The organism is Terrilactibacillus tamarindi, assembly GCF_009718825.1.
In the GTDB taxonomy this organism is placed as follows: Bacteria; Bacillota; Bacilli; order Bacillales; family Sporolactobacillaceae; genus Terrilactibacillus; species Terrilactibacillus tamarindi.
The window spans coordinates 87,021-99,229 of record NZ_WNHB01000013.1 but is presented as its reverse complement, the minus strand read 5'-3'; the positions used below and the strand labels follow the sequence as shown (position 1 = coordinate 99,229).

Here is a 12,209-nt window from a genome sequence, read left to right as displayed (position 1 = left end):
TTTTTCTGGTATTAATAATACGCACCACTGATTATATGGCATAGTGAGTATTATCACCAAGTAATAAATAACGTGTCGCTGGTTGTATGGCGCAACAAGTTATGTATTACTATACTACTTCTCAGGCAATATCTTACACATTACACAATACAGAATGAAGAATCTTATATTACTTAAGTAGTTACCTGCTTGACCTATGGGGATAAGTATCGTTTATTTCATTCAATGCTTTTAAAACAACTTGACTGGAAACCCTAAGTTGCTTCATTTTATCTTTTGTATATCTACCACTTAATTTTGAAGGTTCAGAGGCCACAAGAATTACATTTCCATTATCATAATTCTTCTTATTATCAGACATAACGAATACCTCCTATCAAATCAGCTAAAAAATCTGTAAATAGAGTTGTCTTGATTATAGCACAACTTATTTCATTTTTAAATGCTTCAACTTTAACTTCATTCCATGTATCATCCAAAGGGTAATGGAAACATAATACATAATCCTTGATATTCAAAGTATAATAAAGTAAATTCTTTTCTTTAGAATAGCCTATGACATCACTCTTCTGAAGAAAGGTCTCTATAACATATGAATCTTCATTAGTTAATGCATATCCTGTTGTTGGAGTTTTAGCACCATAGCTTCCGCAAAGTTTCATTGTATCATCTATTAATTTATAGACAGTTAATGCCGTACAGTGTTCAAAATGTCCAATCTCCTCTGCCAACACAGTTCCCGGACGTTGATATATCTTGTCTCCCATTAACGGCTTAATACCTGCTTCTAAGAATTCTGTCCAATTTGTTATTGTTCCATTATCCATATAAGATAGCAAAGTAATAGTATAATCTTGATAAGTAGCAAATTCTTCTGCAGCTATTGCATTTTCATAAATATTTTCTTTCATCGGAACAAGTTTGATACCTTCACCTAAACTATCACTAAGATAGCCTTTTATCTTTCGGTAAGCGGCTTCAGATTCCACTAATACGAGTTCTTCTGTCCATATGTTCTCTGCTTGCACATCAAAGATAAAAGCCCAAACAAAAGGATGAATGTGTAGCACCTTTTCTCTCTGCCTATTTCCAAGATCATTTTCAATTACACAATTGACTAAATCCATTGTGTAATCTGGTTTACGATGATTTTGATCAACATATCCATCATATCTCTTAATAAGATCTGCCTTTATATGCTCTTCATACATATTTTTTATTTCTGTATCTAAAAAAGCAATGATATATTTACCTTCTTTTACAGCTGTTCGAAACTCCTGATATGTCGGGGTACATTTATGTTCTTCCCAATATGTACCCTCATTTGCATTTAATAGTAAGATAAAGATATTTGATTCTATTACCTTTTGCAAACATGTCTTCATAAAATTAGGATTCCAAGGGTAAAAATTGTCTTCAAACATTAAAACGCTATGCCCTGCATCTTCTAATTCCTTTTTTAAGCCCCTTCTCATAGGGATTAAGTCTTTGTCATATGCGGAACTGATAAATATCTTTGCTGGATTTGGCATAGTATTCCCCCTCTTTAACTGAGCAAATATCCATTCATTTATCGTTAAAACCGCCAAATAAAGGAACATATGTTCTTGTTTTTTATCTTAATCTAGAATATATAAGTTGTCAAGCTAATTTATGTATATTTTCTATTTTTTTGTATTATATTACGGTTTTCAATGTTTATTTAATTACAAGTATAGAAATGTAGATAAATAACCTAATTCAGTAAAAAACCTCAATGATTGAATTGAATTTTCCCAACCTTAATTCGGGATGGTAGAAGGCAATCAAAAACTAAAACAGCCCACCACTCTTTTTATAGGTAGTGAGCTATTCTTTAATTTTGTTAGACATATTGTACTGGTTCAACATCTTCATGACTTGTAGTATAATAACCCTTTTTTAACCGACCAACAATTGAAATATTAACTTTTAATTGTGGTTTTGCGTAAGGGTTGATCTTCTCAATTTTCGCTTCATAAATATCTTTATTTCTAATAACGTCAAACATAAATCCACTATAAAATGCCGGAATATATCCTAGCTTGTATCCTTTTTTACCCGATAATACAATTACTGCTTTGTTATCCTCGTCATTTAAAGGCTCTAACTCAAAAGTTACATGAGACTCTGCCTGTAATTGATTTTCTATTTTATCTCCTTCATAGTAACGCCAACCGGCAACAAAAAAATCAAAATGGAAATGGTCACCTAAAACACTAATAGGAGCTACAAACTCATATGGATCAGTAGCCAAGCGTCCACCTGTCGCGCGTAATAAATCCATTTCTGTATAGTCTAGAGGCAGAGCAAAATCTTTTAAGATTTCTTTAAAGTCTGGCCTTCTTTTATCCGGTAATCTGCGTGCAAATGGTCCGAACAAGCGGTTAGAAACATATGACTTTTCTATATTACGAAATGACAAATGAGGCTGATATCCATTTTCCATCGCTTCAAATAAAGTTCGGCGCCTTCCACTCAACTCATAGGAAAAAGTATATTTTCCATCTTCATGAAATAAATTACCTACATGGTAGCGTTGTCTAGTCTCTTGATTTTGCCAAATTAACCATAAGACATAAGGTTTCTTTACCATTTAAACACTTCCTTTATACCAACTTAACAACCAGTTTTTACGATAAAACAGTAACTTTTTAACCCACATTTTATAAGTTAAACTCATAACTTCCTCTGGTATGGACTTCATTATTCCTTCGAGTAAATCCTCATCTATAATATTAAGTAAGTGCAATGCCTCTTGCACTTCTGTAGGATAGTATTTTCTAATAACAGTCAACAAATCCAGATATCGTGGTTTCTTTTTATCTGGCAAGCCAATTAAAGAAAAACTACGGTTGCTAAAAGCCTTGAACATGTTTATATCTTTGAACATTAAATTAATTCTGTCTTCCTTTAATTGAAATCCTAATGATGCACCACTATCATAAATAGGTGCTAGTCGATAACCATCTCTCCCATATATTATACCCCAATTATCACAATGTCTATCCTGATTTCCGATAAATGCATCAAATACAGGGATTTTTATAAAGTGACGTTCAAGTTTAAATTCAGATAGAACTTTCATGATATTGAAGATATCATAATACTTTAGATTATAGCGATCAAAGTCATCAGCAACATTAAAAAAAAGGTCTCCACCTTCAAATAACTCTTCCTGCTTATCTATAAAATTTGCTGCTAAGACAGCTACTGTGTTATCTCTCCTTGCTAAATTTACATCCATTATAGAAAGCCCCATGGCTTTTCCTATTTCAGATGCAATTTTTTCTGCCCAGGCTTCTCCAGTATTCGCTTTTGGAATTTTAAACAGAAAACGCTGTTCTGTCTCAGGATGGATCAACCAATATTTCGCTCTAGTTCCCGAAACTTGCTTATTTTCATCAACCTTCCAATTTGTTACGCAGCTACCGAACGCGATTGTCAAGACCTTGCCGAAGGATAAAGTGTCTTAAAATGGAAACGCCAAGTCAATGTATGAAACATAGCATTGTCTTGGCGTTCTTTTTGTATTAAAGGTTGGAGACAGGCATTCCGAACACGCCGACAAACTTCGGATAGTGACAGCGTACCACGCATCTCACTATGTCTATATGACATGTACAGTTGGGCAAATAGTGTCCTTTTGCGGTGCCTGACCCCCATCTAATTTGCGCTAAATCTGTCTTATGTTATACTTTTTATAATCATGATTATTTTTTTAACAGCGATTATATTATCAATGGTTAGGAAACCGAAGCAAAATGGGTCATCATCATTTGGAATAGTCTATCCCTAAATAACAAGGTGAAAATGCAAACTGTCAAACGTAAATATCATAAACAATACCATTATTGTGCAAGATAAAGTGAAACTTCCATCAGTGGGGTTTACTTCATCCCCCACTGATGGTTAGCTGAACCAATCGGACCTTTACGGGCAGTTGATCCCCCACCTATCCTCTTTGAATAATCAGAATCTTGAGGTGGGGTCTTTACTTGCCGTTAAGGCGTGATAAAAATTGTTATTTAAAGACGTATTTGCACCTTTTAAGTATTTGAATGTTGGCTGAAAGATCCGAATAGGAACGTTATGCAGAAGCATTTGAAATCTTCGATGAAAAATTATTTTATATGGTTGAGGAGAATGGCTGATGAACAATAAAGAGATAAAAAAAAGCCGTATATGGAAACTGTTTGTTGAAGCGACTGCAGACGTGATACAAGAAGAGGGAGTAGAGAAAGTAACCATAAGAAAAGTTGCAGATAAAGTAGGTTACAATAGTGCAACGATTTATAACTACTTTTCCGAAGCGTCACATCTTATCTTTTTCGCTTGTATGACCCTATTAAAAGACTATACAAAAGACGTAGCTATTTATATGCAAAAAGCAGATAAGCCAAAAGAAAAATACTTGCTTGCATGGGAATGCATTTGCAAGCATTCTTTTGAGAATCCCCAAATTTTTTACACTATTTTTATGATGGATTTAGGCGAAAACCTTGAGCATATGCTTGAGCATTATTATGAAAAATTTCCAAGGGATTTAATTAAAGTTCCAGATGAATTGGTACCTATACTATTTGAAAGAAATATTGAGAAACGCGGAAAATCGGTTCTTCAAATGGTACTTGAAGAAGGAGGAATCACAGAGGATAAAGTTGATGCCATAAACGAACTAACGATTCTAATCTGGCAAGGCATGTTCAGTAATATTCTCAATCATCGGAAAAACATTGACCCAGAAAAGGCAATGAAAAAAACGATGATGTATATTTCAGAAATTGTACGACATGTTGATAACTTTAACTTTTAAAATCATGGAGGGCAAAGCATGCTAACATTTAAAAATGTTTCAAAAGTCTACGGTAAAACAAAAAAAGCGGTTAATTCGCTAAATTTGAATATCAATAAAGGGGAATTTATTTGTATTATTGGTCCAAGTGGTTGCGGAAAAACGACAACCATGAAGATGATTAATCGATTGATTGAGCCATCAGAAGGTCATATTTTAATTGAAGGTAAGGATATTATGGACCAACCGAAAGTTAAACTTCGTCGTGACATTGGTTATGTTATCCAGCAAATCGGTTTATTTCCTCATATGACAATAGGAGAAAACATTACGCTTGTACCTAAATTACTTCAATGGCCGAAAGAAAAAAGAAAGGCACGTGCGGAAGAACTCATTGAACTTGTACACTTATCCAAAGATTATTTAGATCGCTATCCGCAGGAATTAAGCGGTGGTCAGCAGCAACGGATTGGTGTTTTGCGTGCACTTGCTTCCAACCCGCCATTAATCTTAATGGATGAGCCATTTGGAGCATTGGACCCTATAACGCGTGATGGTCTCCAGGAGGAATTTAAGGATCTTCAACAACGTCTGGGAAAAACAATCGTATTCGTCACACACGATATGGATGAAGCCATTAAACTGGCTGACCGTATTGTTATTATGCGTGATGGTGAAATTGTTCAAGTCGATACTCCAGATGAAATCTTACGCAATCCTGCCAATGAATTTGTTGAGAACTTTATCGGTAAAGATCGGCTTATCCAAACGAAGCCAGGTGTTACAAAAGTGGGACAAATTATGAATAAAGTCCCCGCGACGATTCATAAAGAAGAAACCCTTTCAACGGCAATTAAGCAAATGAAAGAAAAACGTGTGGATTCTCTACTTGTTATTGATCATGAGCATCATTTGGAAGGATATATCGACGTTGAAGATATTGAGCAAAATAGGAAAAAATCAACCACAGTATCTGAAATTGTCGAAACAGAGCTATACAAAGTGAAAGAAAATAGTTTAATACGAGATACCATTCAAAAAATGTTAAAACGCCATACAAAATATGTACCTGTTGTTGATGAGAACAATAAGTTAAAAGGAATTGTTACTCGTGCAACCCTAGCGGATCTCGTCTATGATTCCATCTGGGGTGAAGAGGAATCGGAAGAGGAACTGACAACACTTCAATAACAGAGAAAGGAGATGATGATTTTGAACGCTATGATACAATTTCTAAATGATCAAGGAACAACACTGTTATACAAGACTTGGGAACATTTATTTATTTCAATTACAGCTGTTCTACTCGGTATCATCGTTGCCGTACCTCTCGGTGTAGCTCTTACACGCTTCAAAAAAGCGGCTGAGACAGTCATACGTATTGTCAGTGTTATTCAAACCTTGCCCAGTCTGGCGATCCTCGCCTTCTTTATTCCTATTTTAGGTGTAGGGAAATTGCCAGCCATTATTGCTTTATTTTGTTATTCTATGTTACCTATCCTAAGAAACACGTACATTAGTATAAAAAATACTGATCAGAATCTCTTGGAAGCTGGCCGGGGAATGGGAATGACGAGCTGGCAGCTTATTTACAAGATTGAACTTCCACTTGCTGTTCCAGTAATCATGGCAGGAATTCGTATTTCCACCGTCTATCTCATTGGCTGGGCAACACTCGCTTCTTTCGTTGGAGCTGGAGGACTCGGTGATTTTATCTTTGATGGTTTAAACCTTTATATGCCAGAACTCATTCTAGCAGGTGCGATTCCATCGACGATACTCGCTCTTCTTGCGGATTGGACACTCGGATTATTGGAACGAAAATTAACACCAACAACAACATCAAAGCAAAGTGAACTAGCTTAATAAAAAGGAGATATACAGACATGAAGACATTAATGAAGCCCCTTCTTCTTTGTATGATGACGGTTCTTATGCTCTCTGGCTGTGCTCTGCCTGGACTAAGCGGTTCATCGGAGAACACTGTGAAGATTGGAACGGTTACGACATCAGAAACACAAACCATTGGTTATATTCAAAAGTATATGATTGAACATTATACAGATTTAAACGCTGAAGTCATCACAAACCTCGGTTCATCCGTCGTTATGAATAAAGCAAACATCAATGGGGATATTGACATTTCAGCTGTCAGATATACGGGAACGGATATATCCGGTGCATTAGGTTTAGATCTTATCAAAGATCCAAAAGAAGCCCTTGAGATCGTTCAACGAGAATTCAAAAAACAGTTCAATCAGAAATGGTATGATTCTTACGGTTTTGCGAATACCTATGCCGTAGCCGTACGGGGTGAAGAAGCAAAAAGTAAAAACTTAAACAAAATATCTGATTTAAAACCATATGCACCTAAATATAAGTTTGGCGTGGATAATAGCTGGATTAACCGTGAAGGTGTCGGTTATGAGCCATTTACAAAAACATTTGGATTTAAGTTTGATAGTGTGTTTCCCATGCAAATTGGTCTCGTCTATACAGCTTTAGCAAATAAGAAAATGGATGCCGTTCTTGCCTATTCTACGGATGCACGATTGAAATTGTATAATTTAAAGTTGCTTGATGATGATAAACATTTCTTCCCGCCTTATGATGCTTCACCGGTTATTGGCTATGACTTATTGAAGAAGCACCCAGAACTTGATAAGGTGTTACAGAAACTTGTCGGAAAAATTGATTCAGATACCGTCCTTGATCTCAATTACCAAGCAGATGTGGAATCAAAGGAACCAAGTACCATTGCTAAAGAATTCGTAGAAAAACACAATTACTTTGAGAATGAGTAAGGAGGTGCGTTAACGAATGGATATTTTAACAAAATTGATGAATTATTACTCGCAGAATGCGGCCTATGTTTGGGCAGAGATTTACAGGCACTTCCTTATGTCGGCCTATGGTGTTCTTTTTGCCGCCATTATAGGTATACCGATTGGTATTCTCATCGCAAAATACTCAAGACTTAGCCCCTGGGTGATGTCCCTTGTGAACGTTATTCAAACAATTCCAGCCCTTGCGATGCTCGCTGTATTAATGCTTGTCATGGGTCTTGGAACGAATACACTTGTTTTATCATTATTCTTGTATTCCTTGCTCCCGATCGTTAAGAACACCTATACGGGGATTACAGAAGTAGATCGAACACTTCTCGAAGCGGGACATGCAATGGGAATGACGCGCATGCAAGTGCTGAAAATGGTCGAGTTGCCATTGTCACTGTCAGTTATCATGGCAGGCCTTAGAACAGCGCTTGTTATCGCCATCGGAATTGCGACCATCGGTACCTTCATTGGAGCCGGCGGTCTTGGGGATATTATCGTACGCGGAACGAACATCTCCAACGGAACAGCGATTATCCTAGCTGGTGCGATTCCAACAGCTTTAATGGCTGTACTCGCCGACTTTTTAATGGGCTGGCTGGAAAGAGCCCTGTCACCTGCCAATCATAAACATTTAAGATAAAATATTGAGATAGAGAGTATATAGACTTTGAATTTATAATGAAAACGCCAAGTCAATGTATGAAAAATAGCATTGTCTTGGCGTTATTTTTATTATTGTCAGAGTGTGTCTTTTGACATTCTTTATGTTACTAATCCCAATATTAATAACCCGCACATAGATGCCTAATTCCCTCTCTAAATTCACCCTTCTCTCCATTCGATGGATGAAGAATCTTGGTACTTTCAATTTGTAGTAAATCTATTGATCGACACCAACTCCAATATTTTAGCTATTATTTCGTGTATAGGACGATCTACTCATCTCATATCCTTTAACAATAAGGAAAATCGGAGTTGATGAAGGTGTCCGAATGGTTCGCAGCTAATGATATCAAGGTTCTCCATCATTACCTTCCTTCAGATAAGACTGCAAAGAAAGACTACCGTTTGGCAAAAAATACGGATGGTCCTTTAATGCGTTTGTATCGGAATTCAGCTAATGAACTCTTACTGATACAAGGCATTAATGCATACAACTCATTAAAGGTTCTTTCTCCTAATAAAAAGGTCCCTTGTTTTGTTATCAACAATAATATCACCGAACTTGAGTGGTGTTTTACTTTTTTGCGATCATGTTTTAAAGAAAAAGTATATTTCATGGTTAATTACGAGTATATTATGTATGCACTCGAAAAGACGAATGAGAATGTTAAAAAAATGGCCGAAGAAATTAATTGCAGAGAAAGATATCCTAAAGTTTATCGTTGATACGAGGGTTCCTGATCATTACAAAGAATTAGCTATTAAACATAGAAAACAAGGCCTTGTTAATACGATTTGTCAAAGTTCAATATTAAAAGACTATCATGATTTTCTTTATAAATTAACATTCAGAGAGAACAATAAATTAACCAAGGAAAAGTTTAAATTATTTGAAGGTTATGTAAAACTAGGCTATTCATTGGATATGAAGAAGAGTTATGCCTTTGAGTGGTTTAACAAAATAGTCGATGAAAAACAGGCATGGAAAATATATTGGAAGTATTTAAACAACGATTACTCACTGCCAAAGCGTTATACTCATTTCCCGAGAGTTATGAAAAATAAAAATGTTATTAATATTAAAATCCGAGCAAAATAGTTATATCTTGTTAGGGAGTGTGGAACCAAATAAAAAAAGTGATGATTTTTTTGGGATATGTAATAAAGGGTTTTTCAAAAAGCCTTCATTGAATAATCCCTTTACTATTAAGGGTTTCCTAAAGTTTCATCATGATGGCCGCAATTTCGTAAAATGATTTTATCCGGCTTTTCAATTTCAAACGTGATTCGTAAATCTATATTGGCGCTTGCTTCCCAAACATTCGGATTGTAATATCCTCTCATTTTTTTAACTCGTAAGGAAGAATGTAAAAAATCATTTTCCATAATTACTAAAGCCCTTTTTGATTTTTTTGGGAAGGAGGCTCTAGCTTTTTATACTTCCATACAGATGGTTTTGTAAATTCCAGTTTCATTGTTTCTTCCCATCGGACCATTCTTCAGCTTCATCACTGTCAAGCCAATTAATCGCTTCATCTATATTATCAAAAGACTTCACACGTCCAGCTTTAATATCTTCCTCAGCCTCACGTTCTTCTTTCTGCCACTCATCCGACCAAAACCAACGTTGATTTGCTGGAATCTGAACCATTGGAACAACCGTAATTTCTCCGTTTCCATTAATAGATAATTCTAACGTGTCCCCTTCTTCCAACTTGAATTGTTCCATAATGGATTTTGGCAAAGTCACTTGACCACGTTTACGGATAGATAGACGTTCCTTCATTTTATCCCTTCTTTCAAGTTTTTACATTCATTATATGCTTACGAGCTTAATAATAAGGAATAAATAATAAAATAAGATGACTAATATATTTCATTTTTAAATGATGTTTCATATAATTCGGGCGGTGACTAGGACCCAAAAGTTATGGGAAAGAGAATTCATTAGCTTTAGAAAGACCACCACCACCTTTAGCTTAATCAAATTAAAACGCAGGATCACTCTCATTATGAAGAGTGACCCTGCGTTTAAATAATTCGATGACAGAAACCTACAGAATAAACAACTAATCTATTTATACTTTTTATTTAAATAAAATTCATGGGTTGACCTAAGTACTCCCGCCACCCGCCTAGATTTGAAATATCCTCGGCTTCTTCAGTTGCATAAGGTTCACATATAAAGCCTTGGACTTCAGAACCGTCTTTAAGTTCAATTTTTCCAATGCCAAGTGGCGCTGGTATGGCGGCTACAAAAGCACCAAATGTTTCAGTAGGACATTCCCAGAGTTCTACTTGAATTGAAGAACCTTCCTGCTCTGTTTTGATTAACCCAGGTTTAGGTGGATTCGTAGGGAGTTTAAACATGCGATATTTTTTGGCTGTTTCTGTTTTATAAATAAAGGTTGCACGGTGTTCATTTAATTGATGCTCCAGTGGGAGTCCTCTCATATGCAATCCGCAGACAGCTAATAGGACACTGTCATTAGTCGTTGCTAATTCTTTGTATGCTGGGCTCTCTTTTATTCTAGTTGAATGAGCTTGGCTTTTCTCCGCCAATCCTAGAATAAAATCTTCATGTTCTGAAAGAGCGAAGAAAGTCACACCGAATGGTATATCTTTAGCCGCATCCTCAAACGGAACAGAGATCGCACAAAGATCGAGGAGATTACAATGATTCGTATATTCACCCATATCACTATTCGTTTGAATGGGATCTTTCCGGACTTGCTCTCTAGACCATGTGCCTCCTGCCGTCGGTGTGATGAAGACAGCATCAGATAGGCGTTTTTTCACTTGAAGTTGATATTGCTTCAATTTATGCATGGTATCAAATAGTAAAGAAGCAGTAAAAGTTTCATTGGCTCCTGACTTTAGGACTTTTTCGGTAACAGGGAAGGTGCTCCCAGGATGACTGTCAACAAAAGTTCCTAAATCTGCCCATCGTTCGGCAACGAAAGGGCCTTCGTAAAGTAACTTGGCTACATTGGAAAAAAGTTGATTATCAATCCACTCAATAGGTAAACCCCATGATTTAATTCTTTCCAAGCTTTTATCCCAAGCTTCTTTGTATTGGTTGCCATATGGGCCAAAAAAGCGAAGAGGTGATTTTGGTAAACAAACTTTTTTAGGCAGTTTGGGTGAAGGTTTAGGAATATCTTTAGACCAAGGATTTTGATCATCATATTTTCTTACAACTTGGTCGACTATTTTTGCATCTTCAATATTATGAGAAAATACCGTTACGCAATCAAGACTGGCACAAGCAGGAACAACGCCTTTGGTTGACCAAGCGCCTAAGGAAGGTTTGAATCCTACCAATCGATTTAATGCAGCGGGAACTCTTCCTGAACCCGCTGTGTCTGTACCTAATGAAAATGCGGCTTGACCTCGTGCTACAGCTACTGGGGAACCAGCGCTTGATCCACCACTTATCATTTCATCTTTGAGAGCGTTGTGCGTTTCGCCATAAGGGCTTCTTGTTCCTACAAGACCTGTTGCAAATTGATCCAAGTTTGTCTTACCTACTGGAATCGCTCCAGCCTCAATAAGATGTTTAACCACGGTGGCATGCTCAGAAGGTGTAAAAGCATAATCGGGGCATCCTGCTGTTGTCGGAATGCCAGCTAGATCGATATTATCTTTTATCGCAAACGGGATCCCCCATAATGGGGCTTGTTCAATATCAATATTGGATAAACCATCTAAATAAGGTTGGATAAAAGCCAAGTCAGGTGGTGTAATCCAAATATTCATAGGTTCGTCTTGCTTTGAACGTTGAATGATAACTTCAATGACTTCTTTTGGAGTTAGCTCCTTTTTTAGATACATCTCTCTTAAACTTTGAACGGACAATACATCAGGTATATGGGTTGTTTTCATGAAACCGACTC

At 36.4% G+C, this 12,209-nt stretch carries 14 protein-coding genes; 7 read left to right on the top strand and 7 right to left on the bottom strand.

The window, feature by feature from the left end; all coding sequences use genetic code 11:
- Nucleotides 1-181: 181 nt before the first annotated feature.
- From GMB86_RS09455 to GMB86_RS09440, 4 genes are all read right to left on the bottom strand, one after another.
- Entirely contained in the window at nucleotides 182-361 is a 180-nt protein-coding gene (locus GMB86_RS09455; RefSeq protein ID WP_155218992.1) for a hypothetical protein, read from the bottom strand.
- Complete coding sequence (locus GMB86_RS09450; RefSeq protein WP_196220182.1) at nucleotides 354-1,532, bottom strand: DUF4062 domain-containing protein; 1,179 nt, start codon at nucleotides 1,530-1,532, stop codon at nucleotides 354-356. The genes GMB86_RS09455 and GMB86_RS09450 overlap by 8 nt, the downstream gene beginning before the upstream one ends.
- 332 nt (nucleotides 1,533-1,864) lie before the next feature.
- Nucleotides 1,865-2,614, bottom strand: a complete 750-nt coding sequence (locus tag GMB86_RS09445) for an HIRAN domain-containing protein (protein WP_155218987.1) — start codon at nucleotides 2,612-2,614, stop codon at nucleotides 1,865-1,867.
- Nucleotides 2,615-3,466 (bottom strand): HipA domain-containing protein, encoded by an 852-nt coding sequence (locus tag GMB86_RS09440; RefSeq protein ID WP_155218985.1) that lies wholly within the window; start codon nucleotides 3,464-3,466, stop codon nucleotides 2,615-2,617.
- 705 nt (nucleotides 3,467-4,171) lie between these two features.
- Between GMB86_RS09440 and GMB86_RS09435 the strand changes: the two genes are divergently transcribed.
- The 7 genes from GMB86_RS09435 (at nucleotide 4,172) to GMB86_RS09410 (ending at nucleotide 9,412) form a co-directional block, all read left to right on the top strand.
- Nucleotides 4,172-4,834 (top strand): TetR/AcrR family transcriptional regulator, encoded by a 663-nt coding sequence (locus GMB86_RS09435; RefSeq protein WP_155218983.1) that lies wholly within the window; start codon nucleotides 4,172-4,174, stop codon nucleotides 4,832-4,834.
- An 18-nt stretch (nucleotides 4,835-4,852) separates the two neighbouring features.
- Nucleotides 4,853-6,004 carry a betaine/proline/choline family ABC transporter ATP-binding protein gene (locus GMB86_RS09430; RefSeq protein ID WP_155218981.1) on the top strand — a complete coding sequence of 384 codons (1,152 nt, stop codon included), beginning with the start codon at nucleotides 4,853-4,855 and terminating at the stop codon, nucleotides 6,002-6,004.
- Between the two features lie 21 nt (nucleotides 6,005-6,025).
- On the top strand, nucleotides 6,026-6,679 hold the full coding sequence (locus GMB86_RS09425) for an ABC transporter permease (RefSeq protein ID WP_155218979.1): 654 nt from the start codon (nucleotides 6,026-6,028) through the stop codon (nucleotides 6,677-6,679).
- Nucleotides 6,680-6,699: 20 nt separating this feature from the next.
- Nucleotides 6,700-7,617, top strand: a complete 918-nt coding sequence (locus GMB86_RS09420; protein WP_155218977.1) for an osmoprotectant ABC transporter substrate-binding protein — start codon at nucleotides 6,700-6,702, stop codon at nucleotides 7,615-7,617.
- Nucleotides 7,618-7,633: 16 nt separating this feature from the next.
- Entirely contained in the window at nucleotides 7,634-8,290 is a 657-nt protein-coding gene (locus GMB86_RS09415) for an ABC transporter permease (RefSeq protein ID WP_155218975.1), read from the top strand.
- 344 nt (nucleotides 8,291-8,634) lie between these two features.
- Nucleotides 8,635-9,039: a hypothetical protein gene (locus tag GMB86_RS15530; RefSeq protein WP_196220181.1), complete on the top strand. Its 405-nt coding sequence runs from the start codon at nucleotides 8,635-8,637 to the stop codon at nucleotides 9,037-9,039.
- Entirely contained in the window at nucleotides 8,978-9,412 is a 435-nt protein-coding gene (locus tag GMB86_RS09410; RefSeq protein ID WP_155218973.1) for a hypothetical protein, read from the top strand. The genes GMB86_RS15530 and GMB86_RS09410 overlap by 62 nt, the downstream gene beginning before the upstream one ends.
- A 107-nt stretch (nucleotides 9,413-9,519) precedes the next feature.
- Here the strand turns inward: GMB86_RS09410 and GMB86_RS09405 are convergent, their stop codons facing one another.
- The 3 genes from GMB86_RS09405 to atzF all read right to left on the bottom strand — a co-directional run bounded on the left by GMB86_RS09405 (nucleotide 9,520) and on the right by atzF (nucleotide 12,198).
- Nucleotides 9,520-9,699 (bottom strand): hypothetical protein, encoded by a 180-nt coding sequence (locus tag GMB86_RS09405; protein ID WP_196220180.1) that lies wholly within the window; start codon nucleotides 9,697-9,699, stop codon nucleotides 9,520-9,522.
- Between the two features lie 85 nt (nucleotides 9,700-9,784).
- Complete coding sequence (locus GMB86_RS09400) at nucleotides 9,785-10,099, bottom strand: AbrB/MazE/SpoVT family DNA-binding domain-containing protein (protein ID WP_155218971.1); 315 nt, start codon at nucleotides 10,097-10,099, stop codon at nucleotides 9,785-9,787.
- Between the two features lie 305 nt (nucleotides 10,100-10,404).
- Entirely contained in the window at nucleotides 10,405-12,198 is a 1,794-nt protein-coding gene (gene atzF / locus GMB86_RS09395; protein WP_155218969.1) for an allophanate hydrolase, read from the bottom strand.
- Nucleotides 12,199-12,209: the final 11 nt, after the last annotated feature.

What these genes read in the sequence shown, in the direction of transcription:
- GMB86_RS09445 (WP_155218987.1), bottom strand. Translation starts at nt 2,614, where the DNA reads ATGGTAAAGAAACCTTATGTCTTATGGTTAATTTGGCAAAATCAAGAG.
- atzF (WP_155218969.1), bottom strand. Translation starts at nt 12,198, where the DNA reads ATGAAAACAACCCATATACCTGATGTATTGTCCGTTCAAAGTTTAAGA.
- GMB86_RS09435 (WP_155218983.1), top strand. Translation starts at nt 4,172, where the DNA reads ATGAACAATAAAGAGATAAAAAAAAGCCGTATATGGAAACTGTTTGTT.
- GMB86_RS09400 (WP_155218971.1), bottom strand. Translation starts at nt 10,099, where the DNA reads ATGAAGGAACGTCTATCTATCCGTAAACGTGGTCAAGTGACTTTGCCA.
- GMB86_RS09420 (WP_155218977.1), top strand. Translation starts at nt 6,700, where the DNA reads ATGAAGACATTAATGAAGCCCCTTCTTCTTTGTATGATGACGGTTCTT.
- GMB86_RS09455 (WP_155218992.1), bottom strand. Translation starts at nt 361, where the DNA reads ATGTCTGATAATAAGAAGAATTATGATAATGGAAATGTAATTCTTGTG.
- GMB86_RS09410 (WP_155218973.1), top strand. Translation starts at nt 8,978, where the DNA reads ATGTTAAAAAAATGGCCGAAGAAATTAATTGCAGAGAAAGATATCCTA.
- GMB86_RS09450 (WP_196220182.1), bottom strand. Translation starts at nt 1,532, where the DNA reads ATGCCAAATCCAGCAAAGATATTTATCAGTTCCGCATATGACAAAGAC.
- GMB86_RS09405 (WP_196220180.1), bottom strand. Translation starts at nt 9,699, where the DNA reads ATGGAAAATGATTTTTTACATTCTTCCTTACGAGTTAAAAAAATGAGA.
- GMB86_RS09415 (WP_155218975.1), top strand. Translation starts at nt 7,634, where the DNA reads ATGGATATTTTAACAAAATTGATGAATTATTACTCGCAGAATGCGGCC.
- GMB86_RS09430 (WP_155218981.1), top strand. Translation starts at nt 4,853, where the DNA reads ATGCTAACATTTAAAAATGTTTCAAAAGTCTACGGTAAAACAAAAAAA.